This is a genomic window from Vibrio sp. SCSIO 43140 (genome assembly GCF_023716585.1).
GTDB classification, from domain to species: Bacteria; Pseudomonadota; Gammaproteobacteria; order Enterobacterales; family Vibrionaceae; genus Vibrio; species Vibrio maritimus_B.
The window spans coordinates 2,277,110-2,301,436 of record NZ_CP071850.1 but is presented as its reverse complement, the minus strand read 5'-3'; the positions used below and the strand labels follow the sequence as shown (position 1 = coordinate 2,301,436).

Annotated in this window: 29 protein-coding genes; 12 read left to right on the top strand and 17 right to left on the bottom strand. The window is 43.4% G+C overall.

Features of this window, described 5'->3' with window-relative positions; all coding sequences use genetic code 11:
• Positions 1 to 4 precede the first annotated feature (4 nt).
• A complete protein-coding gene (locus J4N45_RS11000) occupies positions 5 to 1,009 on the top strand; it encodes a recombinase RecT (RefSeq protein ID WP_252011450.1) in 1,005 nt (334 codons plus the stop codon).
• 12 nt (positions 1,010 to 1,021) lie between these two features.
• On the top strand, positions 1,022 to 2,089 hold the full coding sequence (locus tag J4N45_RS10995) for a hypothetical protein (RefSeq protein WP_252011449.1): 1,068 nt from the start codon (positions 1,022 to 1,024) through the stop codon (positions 2,087 to 2,089).
• 125 nt (positions 2,090 to 2,214) lie between these two features.
• On the opposite strand, the gene J4N45_RS10990 is transcribed toward J4N45_RS10995, so the two are convergent.
• Positions 2,215 to 3,336, bottom strand: coding sequence for a ParB N-terminal domain-containing protein (locus J4N45_RS10990; RefSeq protein ID WP_252011448.1), 1,122 nt, complete (start codon positions 3,334 to 3,336; stop codon positions 2,215 to 2,217).
• Between the two features lie 5 nt (positions 3,337 to 3,341).
• Positions 3,342 to 4,568 (bottom strand): ParA family protein, encoded by a 1,227-nt coding sequence (locus J4N45_RS10985; protein ID WP_252011447.1) that lies wholly within the window; start codon positions 4,566 to 4,568, stop codon positions 3,342 to 3,344.
• A gap of 465 nt (positions 4,569 to 5,033) precedes the next feature.
• Here J4N45_RS10985 and J4N45_RS10980 point away from each other — a divergent pair, with 465 nt between their 5' ends.
• Together J4N45_RS10980 and J4N45_RS10975 are read left to right on the top strand one after the other, a co-directional pair.
• Positions 5,034 to 5,195, top strand: coding sequence for a hypothetical protein (locus J4N45_RS10980; RefSeq protein ID WP_252011446.1), 162 nt, complete (start codon positions 5,034 to 5,036; stop codon positions 5,193 to 5,195).
• Between the two features lie 200 nt (positions 5,196 to 5,395).
• Positions 5,396 to 5,659, top strand: a complete 264-nt coding sequence (locus tag J4N45_RS10975; RefSeq protein ID WP_252011445.1) for a hypothetical protein — start codon at positions 5,396 to 5,398, stop codon at positions 5,657 to 5,659.
• Positions 5,660 to 5,760: 101 nt separating this feature from the next.
• Here the strand turns inward: J4N45_RS10975 and J4N45_RS10970 are convergent, their stop codons facing one another.
• The 5 genes from J4N45_RS10970 to J4N45_RS10950 form a co-directional block, all read right to left on the bottom strand.
• Positions 5,761 to 6,399 (bottom strand): hypothetical protein, encoded by a 639-nt coding sequence (locus tag J4N45_RS10970; protein WP_252011444.1) that lies wholly within the window; start codon positions 6,397 to 6,399, stop codon positions 5,761 to 5,763.
• Positions 6,387 to 6,650 (bottom strand): hypothetical protein, encoded by a 264-nt coding sequence (locus J4N45_RS10965; RefSeq protein ID WP_252011443.1) that lies wholly within the window; start codon positions 6,648 to 6,650, stop codon positions 6,387 to 6,389. Before J4N45_RS10965 ends, J4N45_RS10970 begins: the two co-directional genes overlap by 13 nt.
• A gap of 101 nt (positions 6,651 to 6,751) precedes the next feature.
• Positions 6,752 to 6,988, bottom strand: coding sequence for a hypothetical protein (locus J4N45_RS10960; RefSeq protein ID WP_252011442.1), 237 nt, complete (start codon positions 6,986 to 6,988; stop codon positions 6,752 to 6,754).
• A 21-nt stretch (positions 6,989 to 7,009) separates the two neighbouring features.
• Positions 7,010 to 7,333 carry a hypothetical protein gene (locus J4N45_RS10955; protein WP_252011441.1) on the bottom strand — a complete coding sequence of 108 codons (324 nt, stop codon included), beginning with the start codon at positions 7,331 to 7,333 and terminating at the stop codon, positions 7,010 to 7,012.
• A gap of 90 nt (positions 7,334 to 7,423) precedes the next feature.
• Positions 7,424 to 9,076: an ATP-binding protein gene (locus tag J4N45_RS10950; RefSeq protein WP_252011440.1), complete on the bottom strand. Its 1,653-nt coding sequence runs from the start codon at positions 9,074 to 9,076 to the stop codon at positions 7,424 to 7,426.
• Positions 9,077 to 9,757: 681 nt separating this feature from the next.
• Between J4N45_RS10950 and J4N45_RS10945 the strand changes: the two genes are divergently transcribed.
• Together J4N45_RS10945 and J4N45_RS10940 are read left to right on the top strand one after the other, a co-directional pair.
• Positions 9,758 to 10,315 (top strand): hypothetical protein, encoded by a 558-nt coding sequence (locus tag J4N45_RS10945; protein WP_252011439.1) that lies wholly within the window; start codon positions 9,758 to 9,760, stop codon positions 10,313 to 10,315.
• Positions 10,316 to 10,317: 2 nt separating this feature from the next.
• Positions 10,318 to 10,545 (top strand): hypothetical protein, encoded by a 228-nt coding sequence (locus J4N45_RS10940; RefSeq protein WP_252011438.1) that lies wholly within the window; start codon positions 10,318 to 10,320, stop codon positions 10,543 to 10,545.
• Between the two features lie 58 nt (positions 10,546 to 10,603).
• Here J4N45_RS10940 and J4N45_RS10935 read toward each other — a convergent pair whose 3' ends face one another.
• The 7 genes from J4N45_RS10935 to J4N45_RS10905 form a co-directional block, all read right to left on the bottom strand.
• Positions 10,604 to 11,194: a hypothetical protein gene (locus tag J4N45_RS10935; protein WP_252011437.1), complete on the bottom strand. Its 591-nt coding sequence runs from the start codon at positions 11,192 to 11,194 to the stop codon at positions 10,604 to 10,606.
• 2 nt (positions 11,195 to 11,196) lie between these two features.
• Positions 11,197 to 12,558, bottom strand: coding sequence for a TrbI/VirB10 family protein (locus J4N45_RS10930; RefSeq protein WP_252011436.1), 1,362 nt, complete (start codon positions 12,556 to 12,558; stop codon positions 11,197 to 11,199).
• Positions 12,559 to 12,568: 10 nt separating this feature from the next.
• A complete protein-coding gene (locus tag J4N45_RS10925) occupies positions 12,569 to 13,807 on the bottom strand; it encodes a type-F conjugative transfer system secretin TraK (RefSeq protein ID WP_252011435.1) in 1,239 nt (412 codons plus the stop codon).
• Between the two features lie 10 nt (positions 13,808 to 13,817).
• Positions 13,818 to 14,480: a TraE/TraK family type IV conjugative transfer system protein gene (locus J4N45_RS10920; RefSeq protein WP_252011434.1), complete on the bottom strand. Its 663-nt coding sequence runs from the start codon at positions 14,478 to 14,480 to the stop codon at positions 13,818 to 13,820.
• A 62-nt stretch (positions 14,481 to 14,542) separates the two neighbouring features.
• Positions 14,543 to 14,872: a type IV conjugative transfer system protein TraL gene (gene traL / locus J4N45_RS10915; RefSeq protein ID WP_252011433.1), complete on the bottom strand. Its 330-nt coding sequence runs from the start codon at positions 14,870 to 14,872 to the stop codon at positions 14,543 to 14,545.
• 54 nt (positions 14,873 to 14,926) lie between these two features.
• A complete protein-coding gene (locus J4N45_RS10910; protein WP_252011432.1) occupies positions 14,927 to 15,247 on the bottom strand; it encodes a hypothetical protein in 321 nt (106 codons plus the stop codon).
• Between the two features lie 671 nt (positions 15,248 to 15,918).
• A complete protein-coding gene (locus J4N45_RS10905) occupies positions 15,919 to 16,143 on the bottom strand; it encodes a hypothetical protein (RefSeq protein ID WP_252011431.1) in 225 nt (74 codons plus the stop codon).
• A gap of 178 nt (positions 16,144 to 16,321) precedes the next feature.
• On the opposite strand from J4N45_RS10905, the gene J4N45_RS10900 reads away from it, so the two are divergent.
• Positions 16,322 to 17,029 (top strand): hypothetical protein, encoded by a 708-nt coding sequence (locus J4N45_RS10900; protein ID WP_252011430.1) that lies wholly within the window; start codon positions 16,322 to 16,324, stop codon positions 17,027 to 17,029.
• 74 nt (positions 17,030 to 17,103) lie between these two features.
• Here J4N45_RS10900 and J4N45_RS10895 read toward each other — a convergent pair whose 3' ends face one another.
• On the bottom strand, positions 17,104 to 18,627 hold the full coding sequence (locus J4N45_RS10895; protein ID WP_252011429.1) for a DNA cytosine methyltransferase: 1,524 nt from the start codon (positions 18,625 to 18,627) through the stop codon (positions 17,104 to 17,106).
• A gap of 234 nt (positions 18,628 to 18,861) precedes the next feature.
• On the opposite strand from J4N45_RS10895, the gene J4N45_RS10890 reads away from it, so the two are divergent.
• The 4 genes from J4N45_RS10890 to J4N45_RS10875 all read left to right on the top strand — a co-directional run bounded on the left by J4N45_RS10890 (position 18,862) and on the right by J4N45_RS10875 (position 21,257).
• Entirely contained in the window at positions 18,862 to 19,299 is a 438-nt protein-coding gene (locus J4N45_RS10890) for a zinc-finger-containing protein (protein ID WP_252011428.1), read from the top strand.
• 19 nt (positions 19,300 to 19,318) lie between these two features.
• Entirely contained in the window at positions 19,319 to 20,218 is a 900-nt protein-coding gene (locus J4N45_RS10885) for a hypothetical protein (protein ID WP_252011427.1), read from the top strand.
• 125 nt (positions 20,219 to 20,343) lie between these two features.
• On the top strand, positions 20,344 to 20,571 hold the full coding sequence (locus J4N45_RS10880; protein ID WP_252011426.1) for a hypothetical protein: 228 nt from the start codon (positions 20,344 to 20,346) through the stop codon (positions 20,569 to 20,571).
• 434 nt (positions 20,572 to 21,005) lie between these two features.
• Entirely contained in the window at positions 21,006 to 21,257 is a 252-nt protein-coding gene (locus J4N45_RS10875; protein WP_252011425.1) for a hypothetical protein, read from the top strand.
• A gap of 61 nt (positions 21,258 to 21,318) precedes the next feature.
• Here J4N45_RS10875 and J4N45_RS10870 read toward each other — a convergent pair whose 3' ends face one another.
• Positions 21,319 to 22,188, bottom strand: coding sequence for a 3'-5' exonuclease (locus tag J4N45_RS10870; RefSeq protein WP_252011424.1), 870 nt, complete (start codon positions 22,186 to 22,188; stop codon positions 21,319 to 21,321).
• Positions 22,189 to 22,245: 57 nt separating this feature from the next.
• A complete protein-coding gene (locus J4N45_RS10865) occupies positions 22,246 to 23,205 on the bottom strand; it encodes a hypothetical protein (protein ID WP_252011423.1) in 960 nt (319 codons plus the stop codon).
• A gap of 310 nt (positions 23,206 to 23,515) precedes the next feature.
• Between J4N45_RS10865 and J4N45_RS10860 the strand changes: the two genes are divergently transcribed.
• Positions 23,516 to 24,169, top strand: a complete 654-nt coding sequence (locus tag J4N45_RS10860; RefSeq protein ID WP_252011422.1) for a hypothetical protein — start codon at positions 23,516 to 23,518, stop codon at positions 24,167 to 24,169.
• Positions 24,170 to 24,327: the final 158 nt, after the last annotated feature.

The window sequence follows — 24,327 nt, the reverse complement described above, 5'->3', positions numbered from 1 at the left end:
TGCTATGACTAAGATGAAACCAGTTGCTTTCCAAGCAATCGAAGCTGCGAAAGAACAATTTAGCAATATAGTGAAGAGCAATCATTCTGGTCTTGATGCTGAGATGGAACTTCAATATGTGCAGTTTATTGTTGAAAGCTTTGGTGAGAGTATTTACTCGCAATTGGATGGAAACTCAGTGTACTGGGCAATCCTTAACCAAGCTGAGATTGGCCTTTCTGTTGAAGAGGGTCTACGTCACGCAACTTACGTATTTCGTCATGACTATGAGAGTAACTACTATGTGTTGGAATTCATGCCTACTTACCATGGATTGATTCACTTAGCGTTTGAATCTGGTGAAATGCTTCAAGTTACTGCGGATCAAGTATTTGCTGGAGATACCTTCCGATACAACGGTTCTAGACAGCTTCCTGAACATCATAGTAATGGTAACTTTGCTGATGGGGATGTTCTCTGCTCATATGCAATTGCTGAAACCAAGAGTGGTCTAGTCTACTGTGAAACTCTCACAAAAGAGGAGTTACTGGAGATAGAGTTCAATGCTTCTATTCAATTTAGCTCAAATACCAATGTCTGGAATACAGCGTTCGTTGGTCAGATGCGAAAGAAATCGGCTATCCGACGACTCCTTCGTCTCCTGTTTAATCAGTTGGGATTCGAAAAACCTGAATACCGTCAGCGTTTGAAAACTCTCATGTCCGTCGAAGACAACATGTACGCCAATGTTAAAAGCTCTATTGGTCATGAGATTGAGAGAGCCAAGCGTGATAAAGCGCTTAATGGTGAGAGCGCGTCTGAAGCGCTTCCTGTGGCAGTTAGAGCTCAACCTGCTGTGAACCCAGAGAAAAGCAAGAAGCCATATGTGGTCGTTGCTACAGGTAAATCGGCAGCGGATCTCATTGGTAAATCAGATGATGACAAACCAGAGTTAGCGTTCACGCCAGTCAATCAATCTACTGACGCTGATTTAGAAGTGACTTCTCGTGGCTTTATGGACGGCTGGTAATAGGATAGACGTATGATCCAATTAATCTCAAACAAATCAGGCGAGGACAATGGGTTATCCATTGTTACTCGCGGTAAATCTAAAGGGGGTCTCTACTCTCACTCGACCAAGAAACAAAACGATGGTTCTGTCATCATGTGCCGAACCAATATGAAATCCGGGTCAGTGAAAGAAATCCATATGAACCAGATGCAGGCAGATGTTCATATCCACCAGCAAGTGGCTAAAAGTCTGGTTGAACATCCCTGCCCTACTTTGAGACCGTATACTTCAATGGTTGGTTTAGCCCCACAAGTAAAACATCTTAAAGAAAGAGATATTTTAGTCCGTTTCGCAGTCCCCGGTAAGTTCGAGTACCCAGCTTCCGATGTGTCGTTGTCTTTGAATGGGCTTGAGACCTGGGACTTCTACAATGTGGATAAAGCTGGAACGGTCAAACCGGCTATCTTAACAATATATCCTCGGGGCTCTGGCTACTTTGCGACACTTAAATCCAAAACTGGTTATTTAGGATTGCCAATGACACACTGGATGTCGCTTGTTCCTCTTTGGGAGAAAACGACCGAGGTGACTGAAATTGCCGTGCTTATCGATTCTGAAGGGTTACCGTATAACCGTCATTGCACACAAGACTCGAATCGTAGTGTGATCACTCCGTTGGGTATCACGACGGGTTTTTATAATGGCAATGTAGAATCATATGACTCTCATTCAGAACGCCAGTTTCTCTTGAGCCTATCGGTATTTGAAGCAGCTTCGGAGCCGGTAGCTTATAGCGAAGGCAGTTTTGGGTTTGCGTATTGTCCACAATTGTTCCAGGTCATCACCGTAGATCCAAGACAGTCGTTATTAATGGAGATATTGGATTTTGATAGCAGCAATAATTCTTGGTTGCTAGGATTTTCAGATGAGCGAGAAGCTTTGTTTTCGGTGCCGTACAATTACAGTGACTTTTATTCAAAAGGCTACCAACTGGCAGTGGTTACGACTGTAACGAATGGTGTTGTGGGTGAACTCATATCTTATCAGTTTCACGCCAGCTGCACTGAAGACGATGACTCAACGACGGCCCAGCTGTGATTTATCCATAGTCTTTTTTCAAAAAGAAAGCCTCCGTGTGGAGGCTTTTGAAGTATTTCACCGTGAAATTTCCGGCTTTTTTATTTTTACATCAGTGAGTTACGAAAAAAAAGTTTGTGGCGAGATTAGTCTTTATTGAAGCATTGATTCAAGTACTCTTCTGCTACACGTTCAAGCCCTTCAATCTGCTCCTTTGTAAGTCGACCAAACTTCATTTGAAAGCTCTGAGCATGACCGTTACTCTTAATAAAGGAACGTGGGCCATATGTCGCTACTGTTTTAAATTGAGTCGTTTTCGTCGCTTTGGGTAGAACAGGCGTATGCTTACCTAGATTGTCAATAATAAAGCTCGTGGTTAGCTTCCCTTCCTTGTTAGCGTTATCCCATGCCTCTGAGCTCATTAAGTTCGTGACGGCATCCTTAGCGGTTAGTTTTAGCTTAGATAGCTGCTTGGTTGAAAAGTCATGCAATTTTGTCCAGTGTGCGTTTGTAAGTACATCCGGGTCTGGGAAGAACACCATAAGATCGCGGTCGATTTGGTTGTACTTAAGCCCTCTAGATATTGTTGCCTCACTCGTTTGGAACATTTCAGCCAGTTCTTTTTGCTTATATCCTTCGTCCTTGAGGCTTTGCCATGTACGACCTTTTTCTTGGATGTTGTGTTCCTTTGCTGTTTGCAAACGAGCAGCGAGAATTTTAGCATCCGCTTTGTTAATAAGGTTGTTGCACACGTAGATGAGGAAATCGCATCCTGCCAATATACAAGCAGCTCGACGGCGTGAACCGTCTAATACAATAATGTTTCCATCCTCATCAATATAACCTATGGCTTCATAGTATTGACCATCTTTGATGGTCTCCATGATGTCCGATAAGCTATTTTCATCCAGTTGCTCTTGAGTTCGACCGTTGATGTCGGAAGGAACGTGAGTCACTTCTTCAATCTTGTCATGGTCTATCTTCATTCTAATGAAGTTTTCTCGAATGCCAGAATGGAGTGTAAATGTTTTGAAATCAGGGTCATTAGCAGCCTTCCCTGATTCGAATCTCTCGGCGAACTGGTCTTTAAAGTTGGTTGCCAGTAGGTTTACCAACGCCTCCCCTTCTTTAAATTGAGAGAAATTGAAACCTTCAGGGGCTTTACTCAGTTTGTTGGTGACATCATTCAATGCACCTTTGGTTTTTCTGATGAATGCACCAATTGCCGCATTTTGATTGTTTTGTTCGGTTCCGTTATTTGCAGTCATTGTGATTACTCTTCAAAAAGATGTACGTTGATGTTCTGGATAAACGAGGTGTAAAGGTCATCAATTTCCTGAATCGCTGACTTATATGGTTTATCGTTCGCTGAATTAAATAGCTGTAGAGGCAGTTTTTCATCCGACGCTTCTTCATACTTCACGTTCTCGTGAATGATAGCCATGTGCACATCAGAAACACTGTTGACACGAGCAATGTTCTTTTTCATGGCCTGAGATAGCTTAGTGTTGTTGTCGATGTGTTTAGTAACTACCGTTTTAATGCTTAGGTAACCGCCAAAGGTTTCGGGAGCTTGTTTCATCACGCCTACCATATATTGGTGGTGAGCAATGAAAGAGCGATAGTCCTGCTTGCGGCCAGTTGTACATAGCGTGACATGATTTGCTGCGTAATACTGATTATTGGTTGTTGCGTTTGGCGACGGAGACGTATCGATAATGATGAGCTCTGCCTCTTGTGTTAACGGTGTAACAACCAAATCGTTATAAATATTCTTCGCCGCTTCAGCATCTTTGGTCAGCTGATTCTGAATGATTAGTTCGATAGCAGTATCACAGAAGTCGCTAGGAACAATTCTCAAGTTATCCAAGTAGGTATCTAGGAGAACTTCATTAACGAGAATGTTGCGAATTTCTTCTTGTTTCTCAGGTGCTAAACGTTCTTCACGAGAGAGTTCAGCATTCGCTTCAATCATTGAAAGTAATGTATTGAATTTTGTTGCCAGCTCAATTGGTGCAAGCTGCTTTACAACGCTGCCCTGTGGGTCACCATCAATCACAATAACACGCTGGTCTCTAACAAAATCGAGAGCTGCGGCTACAGCCAGATGAATAGCTGTGGTCGTCTTAGCTATGCCCCCTTTCGCGGTATTGACGATCACTACAGGAACAATGAAGTTCTTGCCACTCTTGCTTCGTCTGATCTCCGGTATCGTTTTTTTACCGGCGAGCTTAGTAAGCTGCGTAGCTTGTTCCTGGCTCATAGTGTATTGATTGGAATTATTACGAACAAAGTATTCGCCATTCTCTTCCATTTGCTCGATCAGGTCTTCAACTTGCTTTGGCTTAATGCCCAATTTGTCGGCGATATCTTTCTTTGAGAATTTGATTTCTCGTATCTCTACTTCAAAGAAGTCCTCCTCAATTGGCCCGTTCTCTAGCTTATTGTAGAGCTCGAATTGGGATTCGAATATCGCTATAGCGTCGTCTTTACTGATCATTGCATATATCCTCACTATGAGATTGAATGTCAATGATATACAACGAACCTGATAAATACAACCATACTCGCTCAAAATGTGTGACTATGGTGTCATTTTCAATTCATGATACCGATATTGCTATATTTAACCAATAACGGCAATTTCCATAATCTTTGGTTTGGTGATGATTTTGCCACAAACTTTTCTGGTGTAAGTTATTGATATAATTGAGTTAAATCGTGAAATTTCACGGTGAAATACTTCTGATTTACGCAAGGCTGACTCTCCCCCCAAAAAAGCCATACCACCAGTAATCGTCTAGCCTGTCGTTCAAAACGGGGGGAGCGGTAATTTTTAGCCTTAATATCTACTCAATGACAAATAGTCGTCTGCAAGCTAAACGCATGCAGATTTCACTACATCACGGTGGAGAAATGGTTCTGATGCCCCTCCCCTGACCCAATTGAGGTGACTGAGATGGATATGATTGAAGTGCAAAAAAACATAACAAATGACGACACTAGTCGACCGTCAGAACATACTACGAAGCAAGTGGAATCCATCCAATCGGTGGATGTTGATTCTCTAAACGCTGAACAATCGACTCGTATTTTTGAGTATCTGATGGAGCAAGTGTCGTTATAGGCACTTGATCTATCAATTTCTGTCACTGACAGGAATAGCAAGTGGAATACGTTAGAACCAGAGTTTGTTCAGAGCTTTTTAGATTTGTGTCTTCTTACTGGATACTGGTTGTAGCTTATTTCGCTTTCTCATATATCGCATTTTTGGCAAAGACAAAGGCGTGTTAGCGAGCACGCGACAATTCAACAGGACTTATAGCAATGAATACAATTAGAGTCGTCGTTACTGAAACAGTTAGCGTACAACGAGTACGAACTTATGAATGTCAAGGCGTTCAATCTGAGGTTGAGGAAGCAGCAGAACAAGGGAATCTAAGTGCGGAATTTTGCATTTCCGAGAGCGACGATTTAGATGAAGCCACAGCTACTATTACCTCGATATCATCCACTGATATCACTCAAGAGAAGCTAGACCTAGAAAGGAAAGAATTAGAGATTGCAGAGCAAGAAGCAAGGTTGGCCTAAAAGAAAACCCACAGGGAGCTTCAGTCCAAGACTGTCGTTCCACCGTGGGTTTTGTGTGTTGGTTGTGCCAATTCAACCAGTTTATCGAGGCAATGTTCTGTCTAACTATTATCGTCTATCAATAATGTAAGGCAGGTTCGTGCGATTAATACCACCGCATAATCTTCATAGTCAGAAACCAAATCTTGAGGTACCTCTTCCTCATCAAGACCTAATGTCTCAACCATAGAAGCTTCAAGTTCGTCCCAAAAGTCCATGGATTGGTCATTCAATGCCTCACAATGAATGTCTTCATCATAGACAACACAGTGGTCAACTTTGTTGTTGATGTACCGTGCTGAAATGGGCATGAGTGACGAAAATACGCCATAGCTATCTATGAACTTTCGACCAGAATCCGTGTCTATAATGCCAACAAAGTGAATTGCTTCCTTATCTTCTTGCATTATCATAAGGTCGAGCCCTAAGTTCCTAAATCCTCTCGCGAGTAGTGCACAATCTCCATGAGCATAGCTATATCGGAAATCTTCTTTATTTTTAATATAAAGAGGCTTCCCAGTCTCAATCAATGTGATCACTTTCTTTAAGTCATTAAGAGCTTGAGATTGCAATCGACGATATGCATCGTGCAGGCCGTCAATCGAATGCGATAGAGCCGTCTGAATGACGACTTCACGCGTTGACAATAGATGTTGTTCTCTTAAAAGGGACTGTCTAAGTTCCTGTGCTAGATTGACCATTTTAAGACCCCTTTTTCAATCAAATTCAAAATAATGCTTTCTTGCTTTGCTACGGAGCAGTTTTTGAATTGAATCCAATTCTCTGCAGACAGTGATGAAGCAAGTTGCACTTTTGCTTGTTCGATGAGTTTTTGATACCGAGAGGCTTCGTCTTTCATACATTCAGGGCAGGTGCCGAAGCCGGTATCGTGAGATGGTGTTTGCTCGCCAGTAAAGCCATTACCGCAAGAGCCGCATGTTAATTGAGTCATAGTTCCTCCAAGGAATTTGGAGCGCACTTATACCCTAATGGGCAATCAGTACGCCCAGGTTAGGGTTAGTGTCATAGCATGACGTTAGGTTTGTTTGTTAATCACAGTGTGTCGGAGAGTTCCCAGAATCCTTTTTCAGCTAGCAAAGCTTTGTTGCAGGCTATGGATTCACAGGTTGGTTCAGGATGCTTGCTGCGCCAGTTATCTAGCAGTGCAATTGTCCTTTCATACTCGAACACATCAGTGAGGTTCTCACCAAACAGAGGGTGTTCACATTGCTGAATTAAATCGCGTGACACTCTTTGATAGTCTTCTTCCGAGTTAATAACGGTTTCCATACTTTCGTTCTCCCTATATCTTTAGTCATCGTCATTCAATGATGATGAGGCTTTACAGCCCATATGCTGACCGTTGACATCTAAACGTGGTGTTAAACCGCCATCACGATATGAAAGGTACTGACATCCTGACTTATAGTCTGTCCTTACCGTTAGTTGTGAACGCGTTCCTTCTTCGATGTTGTCAGTTTCGTCAAAACCAAGACCGAAAGAGTTGGCAACATAACCAATAATGGCAATGCAGATAAGAGTGAAAACTACACGTTTCCACAGGCTCATCCAGACGGCTCCAACAACATTATCAACAAAGGTCTCTTGTTCAGGCGTTAATTGTGTTTTACTCATGTTTCCTCCAAAGGAATGACAATGAACAATAAGGCGCACTTGTCCCTGTAGGACTGGTGTTGCGCCCTACATTCGGGTGGGTTAGGTGGGTTATTGACTAACAGATATGACGCCGCTGCCATCGATAGCAATGGAATATGTACCTGCATCCAGTAATGTTCTCATTGACTCAGAATTGAAGGCTTGCTTTATGGCTTGCTCTAATAATTCAGTTGTCGATGATGTGGTCAGTTGGCAAAGCAAAAATATGAGTTTGTCCTCATCGTGTTCAAATTCAGTTTCTTGATAAACACCGTGTTCACACTTAAAATCACCCAACATGGCCAGTGCAGATTCAGCACTCTCATGTTTTGGGATAACGATTAACGGCGTAAATGGCGTTTCTGACTCAATAACAATTGCACAATTATTGACAGTGACCGTACCAAGTGGACCTGCGAGTTTAAAGTCATCACATACCAATACTTCAAAATCATAATGACCGCTGAAATCAGCCGAGGTTGATGAAGCATTAATGGTGTGACTTACCTCAAGGGACGCCAAAGGTTGCACATTCATGCTGTGTATCCAGTGGTTACTCTCTAACCCGGAGGTGTTAACAAAATAGACATTTGATTGATTCATTAGATAGACAATTTTGTCATTGGGATCTAAATCATCGATTGCTGGTATTTCAAATAGCGCGGTAGCTTCTTCTAAAGTCTCACGACTTACTACGTTACTGAAATGATTGCCACTATCTATCTCACGACGACCAAGTGTATATTCGCTAGAACTGGTCACGATGGATGTGTCAACATAATCAAGGTCATTTAATAGACTAGGGCAGTACTTCTTTGCTATTTCAAAGATACAAGTTTGCACCATACTATCCAGGCTATCGAATTCCTCTATATCCTCTAACAGTTCATTTCTGATGAGAGACACGAGTTCATTATTGATAGCGTCCTTGATGGATTGTTCTTCAAGTAAGTTTTCACGATCAGGCATACGAGCTGGTGTGCTTTCATTCAAATGAACTATATGGTGACTACCAAATTGTTCCAGAATAAGCGCCCCTTGCAAATATGCTTTGAATTGAGTGTCTTTCTTCTTTGGATTGAAGTAGATGACACCATGTTCAAACTGATGCTTGATTAGATTGGGTTGCTGTTCGAGTAGGGTAATGGAATGACTCTGGGATAATAGAGAAGACTCTCCGTTGAGGGACAGTTCAATCTCAATGTCATAGCCTAATCCAAGTAAACGAATTGACGTTTCCCCGAAGTAAGATTGACGAGTTATCCTCACGTAATCATGTAATTCAGCATTAATACCACGCATCACAATAATCGTCCCGTCATAGGAGTCAGTATCGACGATATCAATTGGCATTCGACCAATGATCTCTTCACGAGTTGCTTTAAACATCTTACCTTTCGAAATAACTTCAATCGTGTCGCAACCGAAAATAGCGCTCAAAAATCCCATACCATAGGGGTTTGCTTTGAGTGTATCTCCAGTCCAACCAGTGTCAGCAATCGTTAGCAATTTCTGCCAGTCTTGGATGCCACATCCATTATCTGAGATGTACAGACAATGCTGGTCATTTTCTGTCTCCAATTCAAAGGTAATGCGGGTAGCATTGGCACGGGCAGCGTTTTGACAAAGCTCATTCAGTACCTTCTTGGAAGAAGTAAAAATAGAACCAAGGTTGTTCAAAAAGCCGTTTTCATTGATAGACATTTGGATTTGAGAGTTCATTGTTAGATTCCTCGTGTGGGGTTGAAAGCACTGCAGTTGCAGGCTTGGGTTAGGTATTAGCGTTCGAATCGTGATAACTGGTGGAAAACAAAGCCACTGATGAATGAAATTGCACTGACAATGAGCACAAGCTCGAGCAGCTGCATCACATAATGGACTCTATTTAGTAGGCCAGTTTCGATTGCTGGGAGTTCTGCTGAGTAAAGAGTTATCAGTAGAAACAAAATCGAAAGAACGAAGGTAGAAGCGGATATTAACTTGATAAGGTTCACTAGGATTTCCTCCAAAAAGTTTGTCACAAGACGCACTGCAGGGCAGGGGGGTAGCATCGAGAGACTGGGGTTAAAATAGGTATTTTTTGTGCGAAGCACGGGTGTTGATTGACTCAGGGAGTCATTTGATAGAGCGCGAGGCCTATGAGGTTAATGTCAACTGGATAGTGACGATTTGGGCATATCAAAGATATGGGAGAATTTCGGAAGCTCTCCAACTTTGGAGAGAAACAATCACTTTAAAAAAGTGACAAAGTTTCTCGGGGTAAACACTCGTAGTAAATCACAGAAACTGAAACTAAATGCGGAATAGAGGGACGTTTTTTCCATTTTCGTCCGTCAATGATCTTAAGAATGTCTATTTTCGCGTTCGGGGGGAGATTGCTAGGTGTTCCCAGGTACCGGGTATATGATGAAATCACCAGATAAGACACAAGGAATGATTTTGAATTATCACCCACACATTCATCAATATCGTTTGATAAACCAGCTGGTTTCTAGCACAGAAAGCGCTCTCGCGTATATTACGCAGTGCTCGATGCATAGCGATGAGTTCATTGATGAGTTCGCACACAAAAACTGCTTTGTCTTGTGTGATGGGTTTCTGCAGTGGGGGCGTCAAATCAATATGGAGATCAAGGGCGTAATAGTGAAAGAGAATGGAGTAGCGTTGCATTACTTCAATACTTTTCAATTACATGGAAAGACATACTACCTTGACGCATATGGCTTGTTTGATTCACTCGACCCGATCAAGTCGAGATACAAAATTGATGATGAATTTTTTGGGGTTCATGTGTTTACTTGGGAACAGTTCACTGCTGGTGGAACTGACGACATGAAAGTGATGCAAGATGTACTTAAACGTATTAGAGATGATCTTGGTGGGATAGGGCAGTACCAAAGCTATCGAAATTGCGCGTGTCGATTATTGATGTCCAGTCTTGTCGGATTTTTAGGAGAGTAAAGATGAAACAGTACTTAGAAACGATCGATAAAGAAGTAGATAAACTGATCGAGTCAGGGCTCAATGAAGAGCAGCAACGGGTCGTGATGTCTTTGATTACCAAGGCGAGCCAAGAGGTACTTGAGTTAACAACTCGAAGTCAACGTGCCGAGGTTCAACTTCAAATAGCGAACGATAAACTCGATGCTATGGAGCTTGTTACCATGCCAACAGTGGGTGGCATGCATTAACGAAAAAGGGCCGCTATAGAGTTAGCGGCCAAATACGTGTGTTGCACTGGGTTTATTATTATTCGTTGGCCAATCTATTCATCTCTTCGACGGTCATTAACTCAGCAATCATATTGATTGGTACTTCTCCATCTACCATTGCTTTAGGGATGACAGTAATGCCTTGTGCGTTCAATATCCTAATCATGTTTTTGTTATATTGATTAATGGCATTCATGTTGTAGCCTTGAGCCTTTAACATTGAGACCACATCGTCGTACGGATAGAATCTCAATACGACGGTATCATTGCGAAGGTTAATCAATTCAGACTCTAACGCAATTGTCTTGTTTTGTAGTTGCATGACAATGGACCCAAGCACTACAAGACCCCCTGTCAGTATTCCTAAAAGCAACCACGTTACATTGAATCTTGCTTTTGAACGCCTTTTTTGGGGCTGGTCAGTTTCTTTCACTTCGCCTTCAATCACAGTCGCTTCCTCAATGGATGGTTCATTGGATGAAGGAGACGCGTTTCCGCGCTCCTTATTCGTTGCTTCTACGTTCGGGGAGGCTGTGTCACTTGATGGTTCTGTGTTGGACTTACCACCGTTGAGCATTTTATTAAGCTCTGATGTGGACTCCTGCCCTTTAGTTTCGTCGACAGTCATAGTTATATTTCCTTGAACTGGAGCTTCAACGGCGCTTGTAGGATGAATGTCACTTCTGTCATTGCATCTACTTGGATAGTCGGCCAGATTTCATCTAAAAGCTGAACGTAGTAATCCGCAATTTTATCCAGCGCAGTTGCCCCGCCATTTAGCGCTGCAGATGCCCCCATTGCAGAAAGGTCAGGTGTCTGGAATCCATCACTGGCACCGATATCCACCCCAACAACACGATTTGGAGCGATACCTTTGGCTAAACCACTGAAAAATCCTGCCCACATTGACCCTTTAAGCACTTCACCATTTCGTGCGATGAGCGTACCGGGAATGCCAGCTGAACCATCTTTACCCGTTGCGAAACCTTGGGCTGCTGCTTCCGCAGTTAGTCCTTCTTCATCAATGCATACGACTTTCTCTAAACGCATGTATGCTCTTCGGTCAGACAGTTGACCGATGCCTGAAAGGAGAGCTTGGCAGTCTCGTAGGTCTGCACGGTAGTTATTTGGTAATAGAGCGTCCAACTTGATTCGCATAACGGCAGGTAATGGCTCTCGAGAAGCACCGATCGCGGTCGGGGCTTGCATACCTGATAGCAATGTACCTGTTACGAGCGATGTGGTTGGCAGAGAAATGGAATAGCCCTTACTTTGCGGCTTCGCTCTGGCGTTCGCTAATGATGCCGCCAGTTTCTTTTCTCTTTCATCCATCATTGCGCGACGCTGAGAGGCATTCAGTTCAGTTGACTCATCCATGATTTGGTTGGCTTCCACCAGCGTTTTAACCTGTCCATTCTGTAGAAGAATGGCATCGTTGGCTTCATCAACAGTTCGGATGCCTGCAATAGCGGGAGCAGCCTTTTGTTGAGGTCTAGCACTTGATGGTACTGGGGTACCATTGGTCACTGGGGGTTGTGTTTGCGGTGGATCCATGGATGTTGTTTGTGTCTTGCGACCATCAGCAATTTGATTAGGGTCGTAGTTCACTCGCTCCAGTCTCTTTTTCCCAGAACGCCAGTCATTAATTTCCGCATGTTGAGTGGCAATATCTTTACGCATTTGCTCGACGTCTTGTCGTAACAAATCTAACTCATAGTTATCGTTAGTCGCGTTTGCTTGTTTCTCGATTTTGGAAATATTCGATAGCTCTCTTCGAACGGCCGCAATATCCCTTGCCTCTAATTGAGTTTCAATCGCGGTTGGGGTATACACTCTCTCGATTCGAGTAGCGTTGCGGTCTGGCACGGAATAGTCGCTTTTGTGGATCATTGGAACGACCACAAACGCAAGTGGAATGATAGCCACAATAGCGACGCCGATGCGGAAATTTTGGTTAGATTCCCATTTTTCTTTAATGTCTTTAAAGTTCATGGTTCCCCCCTTAGTCCAACAGTGACGGACGTTCGTTGCGAGTTTGTATACGTTGGTAATGCAGACGATCACGCATGACATATACCTCCGTTTTCTCATTTGGCTTAAGAGTGGACTTATTCAAAATTCCAGTTGCAATGACGTCATCATCAACCCAGCATTCATCTTCTCTTAGAATGACGTTGTGATTGCGTTTATTCGTGACAAGAACGATATCGACGATTTGACGAGATGAGATAAGTCTTTGTTGAGTCTCCGCGAAGGCCCCAAATCGACATGGGTAACGTGCGCTATCAGGAATATTGGTTTGCAAATCAAATCCGGACGGGTTATTGCGACCAGCAATGGTGGCGAAAATCGTGTTGATACGTTCTTCATAAGGCGCGTTTGTCATCTCTGGCTGACTCGCTAACGCTAATTCAGATTCCATATCACGGATGCGTTCTTCTTGTGCATGCTCTTCTTGTTCACGTTCTTTAATGACTCTCGCAACCTTTGCTTTTAGTGAACGGTTGTAGGCGACATCAACATGTACCATGGCAGGCATAACATCAAGTGGCCAAATAGTCAGGTTTACTTGTGTTTCGGGTACACCTTTTTCGAACAAAATGAGGTTAAATGGGGCCTCTGAATTTGACGTAAAATAGATGAACGAACCTTCAACCTTCATGACAACATTTGGATCGGAACTTCGAACTTTGATTTCTTCAAACGACGTTCTGATACTGTTCAGAATATACTTCGCTGCAGGGATAGTGATGTTATCTGAAGGACGCAACTTGTATTTCTGTACAGGTTTGAATTTCTTCGCCATTTGACGCTGCATTTTTTCAAACGCAGATAGCTCGGGTTTAACTCGTGAAGCTGCAGGTTGGGCCTGTTGGGGGGTACCTTGGATGGTTCCAGTACCATTGGCTGTTTTGTTTACAGCACGACCAAATTCGTCAACGGCAGAATTGACTGCAGCCGTTTGACTTGGCGTAGCTGGCTTCGGTATATACTCGTTTAACGATTTCTGTTTGGATGCCGGTAATGAATCAACAACTTGGCTGATCATTTGATTCACCGTGTCTTTACTTGGTGCCGTTGTAGTTGTCGAGTCAGAAGCAGCTGGCTCAGCACTTGATTCGACTTTTTGCACCTCGACCTTTTTCCCAATAGGTTGGATAGGTAACACCTCTATATCCGCATACGCAGTGGAGGTTGCCCCAAAGGCAGCGAGGAGGGTAGTGGCGAGTAATTTTTTCATGGGGTACTCCTTATCGCTCTAGTCGATTGCGTTCCATATTTGGAGCGCCTTCGTATTGAACGATGTTAGCCAGCTTTGGTTGGCCATTTTGATTTTTTATATTTAACTCATAGGTGTAACGAACTGGACGATTGGCATCGTCAGAGTTTCGTTTTTTACGCTCAGTGAGTTTCATTTCCCCATAGACAATTACCTTGTCATATTTCTTGTCGTAGAATACATCGAGAGTACTGAACTCCTGTACCTGGTCACGAATATCAAGAGCCTTCACATAAGCTTCTACCTGACCGGCTAAAACGTCGTAATCACGCACCGACAACATTGGTTTCAAAATATCCAATACCAAAGGGAGATTTCGAACAGACACATTCCCCAGCGTCTCAGCAATGAATACTCCCCATTGCTTTTTGTAACTAGAACTTGCCTGATTTCCGATAAGGGTTACCGATTCACTAAAATTGGGGGGTGTAGTGGTCGTAATGGGTTTGGTTGTTAAGATCTTAAAAGCGAGCAATAGAATGACAACAATCGCTAATCCAAGTAACTGCGTCATTCTTTTTGATTGGTCAATCGCTGCTTGCCAAGACATTTGGGTGTTTGAGTTCGGATCTACAAGGTCGCCAGTTGTTGCGGCTTCCTGATCCTTCTTTTTGGAAAAGTTGAATAATCCCATAGCAATATTTCCTCATTGCTGTTTGCAACACGTTGTATTTCAAAAAAAATCCGCTTAAAAATTTAGCGGTAAAATTTACGTTGATAGGTGTCAGGGAATGACCGTGTTCTGGCTGGGTTATACAGTCCATTCCACCACAACATGTGTCGAAGTACGCCTCGTGGATAGTGGTCTTTGACATAGGAATTGAGCATTCCGAATCCAATTCCTATAGCGATTCCCAGTAGGAATGCCTTGAAAAAATACCCAAGACCCGCACACATAAACAGCACACCTGCTGTATCTGCCTCCATGCCAACGATGCTTTGGATATCATTGATTCTCAACGGCAGGTAAGTTTGGTTTTTTGGTAGGACAGGTCGATTGTCCTCGTTGATGTCTAACTTGCTCATGTGGAAACCTCCAAATCTGACCCACCCGAAGGCGGGTCATGAAATGGTGAATTGCTACACTGGAAGACCAGCCTGCAACATACCAGTGATGATTGTTTGAAGTTGACTTAGAACAATCATGATCACGATAGAGACACCTAGACCGATCAGGTTCGGACGTACCATCGAAAATATGATTACGCCTGCGAACGAGCAGAACGCAATGATTTGGCCTGGTAGACCTTCCGCGAATGAGATGAGTTCATCGAACACACCTTGGAACATGTCACCGCCCGAGCCAGCAATGGCCTGAAACGCAAATAGAGTGATTAGGGAAGCGAACACCATGTTGATGGTCGCTTTGTGGTTTTGCAGTGAATTTTTGATGTTTAGCATAGTGGTTCTCCAAAATGTGGTTTTTTAACCTGTTCCGTTCAGGTGGAATAATCATTGCGGAAAAAAAGGAGAAAAATATCGATTAGTGGCCGTATTTTTCGCTTTTAACGCTGCAATTGGAGAAATGTGAAATTAAGGCAAGCGATCTTGAACGTAATAGAAGAGGGGGTTTCGTAATCAGGTTCACGTTTTTGGGGGGTACAAACAATGAAAAATGTCTGCATCTCAGGCACAAAAAAAGGCCAGCCCAAGCCGGACTGGCCACTAGCATTTGCTACAACAACATTGTCTGGAATTTCCATATTAACCAAACAATTCATGCGTCGGTTCACCAACCGACTAGCGATAGAAACCCTTCACCACAAAGGATATTAGATCTATCGTCCTAACGAATATAAATTACTGGGAATTTTACGCAACCCACTTTTGTTGATACTAGTTTGCAATAATGTTTTTGTCAGTTACGCATTAACCAACATTTACGCTGATTATCTCGGAAATTTATATTGTTATTGGGTTATTTACCTAATCATTGCTGATTTTATAAAGTAAAATTCTGGATTATGAAATTGCGCCAAAGTTCACAATTTCTATACAACAGGGCGTGTTCTAACTGAAATTTCGATAGCTAAATATAACGAAAATGATATATTCATCTATTGGTAATATTGTCAGTATAGGTTGTTACGATTACTCATCATTTCACTGTCCCCGTAAATCTCTGAATATTTCCGTTGCTCAGATCGTTTATTTCGACGCCTCTTTTTCACTTCTTGAGTTTGGGTCTCGGATTCAATAGCGTGTTGATGCTCTTCCGCAGAAGCTTGGAACTCTCGGTCCCTCATCGCAAGCTTACGCGCTTCGTTAACTTGTGCTATTCGTTCGCTCAACTGCATAGTGTGCCTCCAAAATATAACCTTGAACTTGTTATACAACTTGGTCGTGCAGATTAAGTCTGACCCAAAAATATTATCGATTGCGCGATTAATGGGCGTTTTTTTAAGCATTAATCAGGAAACTGAATGATCTTTTTGCTTAGAATCAGAGAACAGATATGCAATCGGAGTGATAGTCGTGGAGATCCTATTTGATGAGATGCTTGCGCACGTATACAACCATTATCCATTTCTAGCCGCCATTCCACTGAAACCGCTAGCTCTTGGTTCAGGGACGGTGATAGCGGCTTGCTTGGTGAATCACTATAAACAGGCAGAGATTGATGAGTTTATTCAATATTTCTTCTCGAGACGGGAGTACAAACTGGCTCTGATCAACACTCATAATGCCGACCCTACTCGATATGATGTTCATGGGTTCCCAACGTCAGGGGTAGTAAATCAAAATGAAATACTAGGACTTGCAAGACATGGTATGTTCAAACGGACCAACGGCCTGTTACCACCAGCCAAGAAGTTGGTAAAGACACAGCAAAAGTATGTCATCAAGAGACATAAATTGTTGAAGCGCAAAGTCTATAAACTAAAATCCTATGGTTTTTCTGATGAGTTTATTCTTTCGAGATTAGGTAACCGAACGGAACCAATACTCAAACTCTATAAATCAGTGAAACCGACCCTCAAAAATGGTGATTTGAAAGAAGCGAAGCTCATGCAGCAGCAAACCATTCACTTGAGTAAAAAAGAATTAAAGGTATTTCAACGCAAACTGTTCCGAGAGGGATTTCCAGTCCCGCTTATCCTCACCGCGTCGAACCATTATGAACCGCTCTTGTTTGAGCTAATCCTTCCAGAGTTATCCAGTTCTAAATTAGCGTCAGCTTAGCCGAAAAAAGATGTTCTCAACAGACACGAAGATACCCTAGTTCAATTGAGCTAGGGCTCTTGTCGTTTTTCTGCCTAGGCTACCAATGCATCGCTTTCTGGGTAATCGGAAAAGTTCGCTGTTATTAGTGCTCTGACCAAAGGAGGACACACGCTGTTACCCAGCTTATGGACTTGTTGAGACTGAGTGAGCGGTTTACCAGAGTCGTCAGATTTGAATTGATATGTTGAGGGGAAACCATGTGCTGCATACATTTCAGCAGGCTTCATCATTCGAAGACCGACATCAACAAGTTCATAAAGGTTACCAGAACGGCTCAATACTAAGTTCCCGAGGTACAATTTAAATTCGATTTCATTGTGTTTTTCTGGCGCGACTAAACTTCCAATTTTTCGGAGCCATACAGTCACTAAACCCATATGGTTTCCGTTGGCAGATATGGTATGGATAGGGCTTCTGGTAGCAAAGCCAATGTTTGAACCTCTCATCTTGGTGTAGAACGAGAAACAGTGAAGTTCGCTTTCAACCGGTTTGACATCGAGAGAGTTAAGCGGGGTAGGGCTGATGGTAGTATCTATCACTGAATCGCAACCAGAAAAGAAGGTCTTCAGAAACGCTTGAGAACCACTAATAGGACGATCGGGGCGTTGTGCTGTTTTGTTCTGTATCATCTGCGGTGCTCGTTGTGGAGGAACGACATCTGGCAGTTCATTATGAATGACAAAACGATCGAAACCTCTTGCGAGTCGCAGCATGGTTTTAGGTGCGAGCTCTCTTGGACGTGCAAATATTGACGTGGTTGCTAGGCTCCAATCAGTAACATCATTGGCAACTTTAATTGGTTGGTATTCAGGCAGAGACTCTGAGTTCCCGTGCGTTGGTGCTGGCCAACGTATGGGCTCACCATCGTTTCTCATGACAACAAACAAACGCCTGCGAGTGGTCGCAGCTCCGTACCTGTGAGCTTCAAGTTCGCGTACCTCTGCTTTGTATCCCAACCCTCGATATAACCTAAGCTTCTGTTTTACATCAAACTCAATACCACAAAAGCGAATGGCTTCTTGCCACGAAGGATCCGTTGGCTTCAATCCAGTGGTAAAGGCTTTGATGTAATCTCGAAAGGTCTCGCCCCGTCGCTCTGGGTCTGGGAACATCTGACCGTGTTCATTTTCCTTCAATGGTGACCATGAGCTGAATTCTCTGACATTCTCTATGGCGTGTACACGGATTGGGACCTGTAGGGACCATTTAAGCGCGACCCATGCCTGTCCTCGAATATTCCTTTCTACCGGCACTCCAGCTCTCGCAATAGAGAAGTGTGTGCAAGAGGGAGACCACCATGCGAGCCCGATGCGCTTACCGCCTGCATCCCTGACGGCTTTTGTTGGGTCTACATCCCATATGTTGGAGTTGTAATGTTTGGTGTGGGGATGGTTAGCTCTGTGCATGGAAATGGCGACGGCACAGTGGTTTACCGCGATGGTCACGGGCACACCAAACGCTTCTTCCATACCTGTCGATGCCCCACCTCCACCAGCGAAAAAGTCAGCTGTAATTTCATCGTCATTCAATGACACTAGAGAATTTCTTTCGAACATGTCTGATGCCCACCTTCAAGATAATCGGTGTAACAACGTTAGCAATCTATGATCAGCTTCCCCCCTATATTCCCTGAACCTTCGATATTTACTAATTAGATTGAGTCTTTGGGGGGAGAGAGTGTAAGTGGTCTTAGACTGATAGCTCATCTAATGGTAACCCCATGACCTGGTATTAGGTTTTGAGGTGTTTACTGATGTCAGAGAATGAAACCAGAAGGGAGGTGAGGTGACATGAAAACTCCATGGAATCCATCCAAGCGAGCTATTAAAAGGGTCAAGAACCCACTGCCGGTTCCAAAGACCTGTTGTTACTGTGGGTCGAGCGTTGGGATCTTGCATCACAATGACATTTATGGACGTGAGTATGGCGATTGGCCGTGGGTATACGCCTGTAGCTGTTGTGATTCCTATGTTGGGCTTCATCCTTTCACCGACATTCCTCTTGGTACCTTGGCAGACAAAACACTGAGAGACACACGAAATCAGTGCAAGCGTTTCTTTACTCGGCTGCATACTTACCACGGTTTGTCGCGCAATGACGCGTACCATCGTCTTGCTTCTGAAATGGGAATAGACAAAGAATCCTGCCACTTTGGCTGGTTCGATATCGAGCAATGCGTGAAGGCAAAGAATGCCTGCCTGCGTATTGCTGAAACGCTAACCACTTAGATGTCAACGGGGTACCACTATGTTAGAGAAATTTATTGATTGGCGTCCGAGTAAGCGTTCATCAGCAATAGTTGAAATAGCCAACTGTATTATTGAAGATTATGAATCGGATGGATACACGCTCACTTTGCGTCAGCTTTACTATCAGTTTGTAGCTAGAGACTTGATAGAGAACAGCGAGCGTAGCTACAAAAATCTCGGCACAACGATCACCAAAGCGAGAATGTCAGGCATGCTTTCATGGGAGTCAATTGAAGACCGAAATAGAGAGCACAACGAATTCTGGTTTCAGGAAGATGACCAAGCGGTAGTCGATCGTTTAGCTAACTATATTCGCTTCGATCGCTGGGCACGACAACCTTGTTATGTCGAGGTCTGGGTCGAAAAAGAAGCACTTGGAAATGTAGTGTCACGAGCCTGTTCACCATTACTTGTACCGCATATGTCTTGTAAAGGGTATTTGTCTAGCTCGGAGGCTTGGCGAGCCGGTAAACGTTTTGAGCAGCAAATTGAATATGGTAAGGAGTGTGTATTGATTCATTTGGGAGATCATGACCCAAGTGGTATTGATATGACAAGAGACAATAGAGAACGTGTGGACCTATTCAGTCACTTCCCAAGTTACGTTGATGTTCGACGAGTCGCATTGAACCTTGACCAAGTATCTCAATTCAACCCGCCTCCAAACCCAGCAAAAATCACGGACAGTAGATATAAAGAGTACATCAAGAAGTTCGGTAAGACGTCTTGGGAGTTAGATGCACTTGAACCGCAGGTTCTTAATGAGCTAATTACGAACGAAGTGGAGCGGTATATAGATTGGGCGCTCTGGGAAGAAGTTGAAGAAGAGGAAAAGGCAATGGAAAACCTACTCTCTAAACTGGGTCGAAAATGGCCTGATATCAAAGCTTCACTCTAGCTCCTTCTTTTACATCCCCCCTTTTTCTTGTTCAACATGCGTCATTACAGGACTGTCTGTCCTGATGGGGGGATGCGTGTCTATGGCAATTAGACTAGTCATAACATTTCACTTAAGGATTTATTATGACTTTCCCCAAATGTTACGAAGTTCAAGGTGACACCATTACAGTCGATGAAGCTGACCATCGAGCTCTAAACATACTTGCTGGTCGTTTTTATGCTCTTCATGGAAACCGGCATATCGAGGATTTTGACTACGCGGCGTCCACTCATCCAATGGAAAAGATGATGTATCAACTAGCGTTAGAAGCCATGTTTTATCAGCAAGAGACCGGTGCTTTGGACGGATAAGAGAGGTCATATGGAACTAGTGTCAAAATCAACGCTCAACGCATACCGTAAATTACCCACAATCCAAAGCCAGTTACCCGTGCGGTTCGAAGGCCATGAGGACTGTGTAATAGACGAGGTACTAGCGAGTTGTCCTGTCTGTGGCTCCGCTTCTCACCATGATCATTTCAGAGGTAATGTGTCGAAAGGGGAGTCATATCTTCGGATCTCCGGTCATGCGATTTGTTTTCAGTGTCAGATCTTTTACCCGATAGTACTGACATGCAAGGCAGAGCAGAAGGATATACGCGTTCAATTTTTAAACAAGAATGGTGAGTGGGACCATGTGATATGGGCTCGTAGCCCTTGGATGAAAATCAAAGACAGCATCAGTCAATTTCTTGCAAATTTCAAACGATAAGCCACTGCAGAACAACAAGACCAAGGAGAGTAATATGTGTGATCTTAATAAACCAATGTCATTCGTAGCTAAGGCTGTTATGACCACAGAGCTTGAGTATAAAGGGTCAGTGACACTTCAAGACCTGATTGAAATGGATTACCTAGAGGAAGGTGATGTGCAGAATCAAGAAGCCGTAAACAGAGCTCTTTATCTCTATTCAAAAGACTTAGATGGCGGATATTTTGTCGAGAGAGAAGGGATGAATAGTGAAGGTTGGCATTTAGATAACGCGAGTTTCGTGTAAACACCCTACGAAGCATACAATCTTGAATAGGCTGCGACACCAGTTCGCAGCCTTTCTCTTTTTAAAATAGTGGTTTAAAGCGGGTAGAGGCATCGATAACGCGTACTATTGCTTCAGTAGCACCGTTGGCGTAGGTCGCTTCCAAGAACTCCAGCTCTTGATTTCTTTCTGATTTGGTCACCAATTTGTACCAGACCCGTTCATCGGTTTCCCAATCATAGTCGGCTTTACTCAGTTGATCCTTGACCGCGTATGGGCTGTTGTTAGCAATGATTAATTGCCACTCCATCAGTGACGCTGTAATAAGGGCAGCGAAATAAGAGGGGTCTGTCGCAAGCAGCACTGTTGTTGCAACGGTATCAGAACATGCTCGATGAGCCTCGTAGGTAAAGCCTGATTTCATGCAAAGATATTCTAGTGAACGAGAGCTGTAGCCTTTGTCATACCAATCAATGTCTGCGATCGAACAGCACCATCCCAAGTTGGTCATGTCTGGAAATCGCTTGTCAAAGAAACGGCGGTCAAACTTGGCGTTGTGCGCCAATACAAAGTCACACGCTTGGAGCATACGCTTTACGCGTTGGTCATCAATATGATGGCCCTGAACCATTCCATCAGTGATTCCATTCACCTTAACCGCGTCAGCAGGTATGGGTTTGCTCGGTTCTTCGAAACACTGGTAGTTATCGACAATCGCGACGAGTTGCTTAAGAGAGGGAGAGTATGAAGCGATAGTGATCCCGATTTCGATGATCTCTTCACTAGACGCATCAAAACCGGTTGTTTCCAGATCAATGATACCGACGTAACGCTCATCCCCTACCGGCTCTATAAACTGGTAGTTCTCAACTCCTATCTTTCTTAGGAACGTAAAGTTTTCTGGATTAGCAGTTATCTCAGATAACACTGGTGGGTTTAAGTTAAGTTTCATGGACATACCCTAAGTGATACTCCCTCGATGAATGGAGGGAGTATGGTGGATTGGTGATTAGTACTGTTTACGAAAATCCATCGATCGTTCTTTGTTGCGGTCATACGGTGTCGCTGAATGAGGTCGACTTTTCAACCCTGGACGACGATGCTGTTTTTTGGCTTTCTTAACTCTGTGATTATTAGGTCTGAACCAGTCTCGCTCTCTTGGCTGGACAGTTAGGACATGGTTGTTATCGCGGTTAACCACAAAAACGATATCAAACTGTTCATCGATTAAGAACTTGGCATCAACGTCTGGATAAGCTTGTGCAACATCGGCGATGAATGCAGAATTGTTGTATATCCTTTTGTCTTCTTTGGCTTGGTGAATTCGTTGGCATAGCCAATAGTTGACATTAGTTTTGATTAGGTGACCGAAGTGCTCAAGAGCGCGATCTTTTGCATGCTTCCTGAACGTAAAGAATTCGTCTTCATTGTAGTCAGCGGCATAGTATAAAAAACAGCGAATGACCTCGGTACCTTTGAGTACGTATATACAATGCTTGGTGGCCACGAAGTGACAATCATCAATATTGTGATGGCGCTTAACACTTCGTACGATTTTTTGATTTCTTTCCGCGATGTTGAACGGTTTGGCCTTTAAGTAGTCGGTAAGTAGGTTTAGCTCGATACCATCACGAACGAGCCTTGGATTGACGTGCTGCTCAAAATTCTGAATCGCGTATGGGTGAAAGCCATATTCATAGGCTGGGTTGAATGGCATAACACGCACAATTTTGTCACCAATTGCGATGAACAGGAAGTCCCGACTAACAAAACAATCGAGTTTCTGGTCCCCATAAGCATGCTGAGCCATGGATTGGATCCCAGTCATGTCCTCAATAGCCACAGGAAAGCACTCTTCAAAAGCATGCTCAATGGTTTTCATTTTACCAGTTACCGGGCAACGTTTATTCGGTACCTCAGAGTCATAAGCTTGAATAGCAGAAATCGTAAAGTAGTAGCGACTGTACATATAAAATTCTCCTTGTGCGCCAACCAAAGCATTAATGGTGTTTTGTCGACGTCTAGTCCTCTTAGTTTGGGAAAACCCATCCCCACCTAAAATCCGGCTTACAGTAAGTGTTTCACTTAAGTTGCCAATTAATTCCAAATAGAGGTCCTTTTTTCCCTCGTTAACAGTTTCAGTATGTCGTCATCGGCTAGCCTTCCCCCCACCTATGTGAGAGAGGCGGATAAATCGTGGTTTGCAAGAGTAAAAGGGGGGAGAAGAGCATAGGGAGTTAAGAATGGTAGGTACCATTCGGGACATATCTGAGGGAAATATGAGTAAAGCACTAGAGAATCAATTGAAATCGCTGGTGGAATCTCTGCGATACAAAACCGGAACTCACCAGGCTCTCGATCTGTACATCCACCAGCATGCTTATTTAATTAGTGGCGTGTATCCACTGGATGAATCTCGATTGTCGCTCATTGAACGCGATGATCTAGCTCCAACCTTTGCTGCGATGTCGAAAATCATTCATGAGCTCGGCGTACAGAAAGGGATTACAGATCCCATTGGAAACTTGTTGTGCGAGTTTTCTAGTTTGGCAAAGGACTCGAGTTACTTTCCTACTCCGAAAGAATTGGGGAGACTGATGTACGCGTTGACCCTTGGTGATGTGACCAATATATCCGAGCCCATTACGTTATCTGAACCTTGCGCCGGCAGTGGTGCTATCTCTTTGGAGATTTTAGAAGAGATTGTGAATGCACATCCAGAGGTTGATAACCCGCTAGAGCACGTATCCATATTCGTTGAAGAATTGAACCCATTGCTTTGTAAGGTGTACTTTATCCAGCTCATGATGAAGCTTAGCCACCTAGAACTTATTCTTGGTCGTCGGGTAGCTCCGAGCAAAGTACAGATAAAACAAATGGATGTCATTTCGAGACAAGAAGGACCAGTTAGCTACTTGTTAGCATCGTTGTAGTAATATAGATACATTACCGTTCTATGTGGTAATGAAGTGACCCAGACGTGGTAAAGGAATGACCTTGGGCTCTGTGGTAACAAACAAACGTAACCTTAACTTCAAGCCAAATTCAAGATAAACGAAATCCCACATTGCGAACAATGCGGTGGTATGGA

Excerpts from the sequence above, each read along its gene's own strand:
- J4N45_RS11000 (WP_252011450.1), top strand. The coding sequence starts at position 5 with ATGACTAAGATGAAACCAGTTGCTTTCCAAGCAATCGAAGCTGCGAAA.
- J4N45_RS10995 (WP_252011449.1), top strand. The coding sequence starts at position 1,022 with ATGATCCAATTAATCTCAAACAAATCAGGCGAGGACAATGGGTTATCC.
- J4N45_RS10990 (WP_252011448.1), bottom strand. The coding sequence starts at position 3,336 with ATGACTGCAAATAACGGAACCGAACAAAACAATCAAAATGCGGCAATT.
- J4N45_RS10985 (WP_252011447.1), bottom strand. The coding sequence starts at position 4,568 with ATGATCAGTAAAGACGACGCTATAGCGATATTCGAATCCCAATTCGAG.
- J4N45_RS10980 (WP_252011446.1), top strand. The coding sequence starts at position 5,034 with ATGATTGAAGTGCAAAAAAACATAACAAATGACGACACTAGTCGACCG.
- J4N45_RS10975 (WP_252011445.1), top strand. The coding sequence starts at position 5,396 with ATGAATACAATTAGAGTCGTCGTTACTGAAACAGTTAGCGTACAACGA.
- J4N45_RS10970 (WP_252011444.1), bottom strand. The coding sequence starts at position 6,399 with ATGGTCAATCTAGCACAGGAACTTAGACAGTCCCTTTTAAGAGAACAA.
- J4N45_RS10965 (WP_252011443.1), bottom strand. The coding sequence starts at position 6,650 with ATGACTCAATTAACATGCGGCTCTTGCGGTAATGGCTTTACTGGCGAG.
- J4N45_RS10960 (WP_252011442.1), bottom strand. The coding sequence starts at position 6,988 with ATGGAAACCGTTATTAACTCGGAAGAAGACTATCAAAGAGTGTCACGC.
- J4N45_RS10955 (WP_252011441.1), bottom strand. The coding sequence starts at position 7,333 with ATGAGTAAAACACAATTAACGCCTGAACAAGAGACCTTTGTTGATAAT.
- J4N45_RS10950 (WP_252011440.1), bottom strand. The coding sequence starts at position 9,076 with ATGAACTCTCAAATCCAAATGTCTATCAATGAAAACGGCTTTTTGAAC.
- J4N45_RS10945 (WP_252011439.1), top strand. The coding sequence starts at position 9,758 with ATGATGAAATCACCAGATAAGACACAAGGAATGATTTTGAATTATCAC.
- J4N45_RS10940 (WP_252011438.1), top strand. The coding sequence starts at position 10,318 with ATGAAACAGTACTTAGAAACGATCGATAAAGAAGTAGATAAACTGATC.
- J4N45_RS10935 (WP_252011437.1), bottom strand. The coding sequence starts at position 11,194 with ATGACTGTCGACGAAACTAAAGGGCAGGAGTCCACATCAGAGCTTAAT.
- J4N45_RS10930 (WP_252011436.1), bottom strand. The coding sequence starts at position 12,558 with ATGAACTTTAAAGACATTAAAGAAAAATGGGAATCTAACCAAAATTTC.
- J4N45_RS10925 (WP_252011435.1), bottom strand. The coding sequence starts at position 13,807 with ATGAAAAAATTACTCGCCACTACCCTCCTCGCTGCCTTTGGGGCAACC.
- J4N45_RS10920 (WP_252011434.1), bottom strand. The coding sequence starts at position 14,480 with ATGGGATTATTCAACTTTTCCAAAAAGAAGGATCAGGAAGCCGCAACA.
- traL (WP_252011433.1), bottom strand. The coding sequence starts at position 14,872 with ATGAGCAAGTTAGACATCAACGAGGACAATCGACCTGTCCTACCAAAA.
- J4N45_RS10910 (WP_252011432.1), bottom strand. The coding sequence starts at position 15,247 with ATGCTAAACATCAAAAATTCACTGCAAAACCACAAAGCGACCATCAAC.
- J4N45_RS10905 (WP_252011431.1), bottom strand. The coding sequence starts at position 16,143 with ATGCAGTTGAGCGAACGAATAGCACAAGTTAACGAAGCGCGTAAGCTT.
- J4N45_RS10895 (WP_252011429.1), bottom strand. The coding sequence starts at position 18,627 with ATGTTCGAAAGAAATTCTCTAGTGTCATTGAATGACGATGAAATTACA.
- J4N45_RS10890 (WP_252011428.1), top strand. The coding sequence starts at position 18,862 with ATGAAAACTCCATGGAATCCATCCAAGCGAGCTATTAAAAGGGTCAAG.
- J4N45_RS10885 (WP_252011427.1), top strand. The coding sequence starts at position 19,319 with ATGTTAGAGAAATTTATTGATTGGCGTCCGAGTAAGCGTTCATCAGCA.
- J4N45_RS10880 (WP_252011426.1), top strand. The coding sequence starts at position 20,344 with ATGACTTTCCCCAAATGTTACGAAGTTCAAGGTGACACCATTACAGTC.
- J4N45_RS10875 (WP_252011425.1), top strand. The coding sequence starts at position 21,006 with ATGTGTGATCTTAATAAACCAATGTCATTCGTAGCTAAGGCTGTTATG.
- J4N45_RS10870 (WP_252011424.1), bottom strand. The coding sequence starts at position 22,188 with ATGAAACTTAACTTAAACCCACCAGTGTTATCTGAGATAACTGCTAAT.
- J4N45_RS10865 (WP_252011423.1), bottom strand. The coding sequence starts at position 23,205 with ATGTACAGTCGCTACTACTTTACGATTTCTGCTATTCAAGCTTATGAC.
- J4N45_RS10860 (WP_252011422.1), top strand. The coding sequence starts at position 23,516 with ATGAGTAAAGCACTAGAGAATCAATTGAAATCGCTGGTGGAATCTCTG.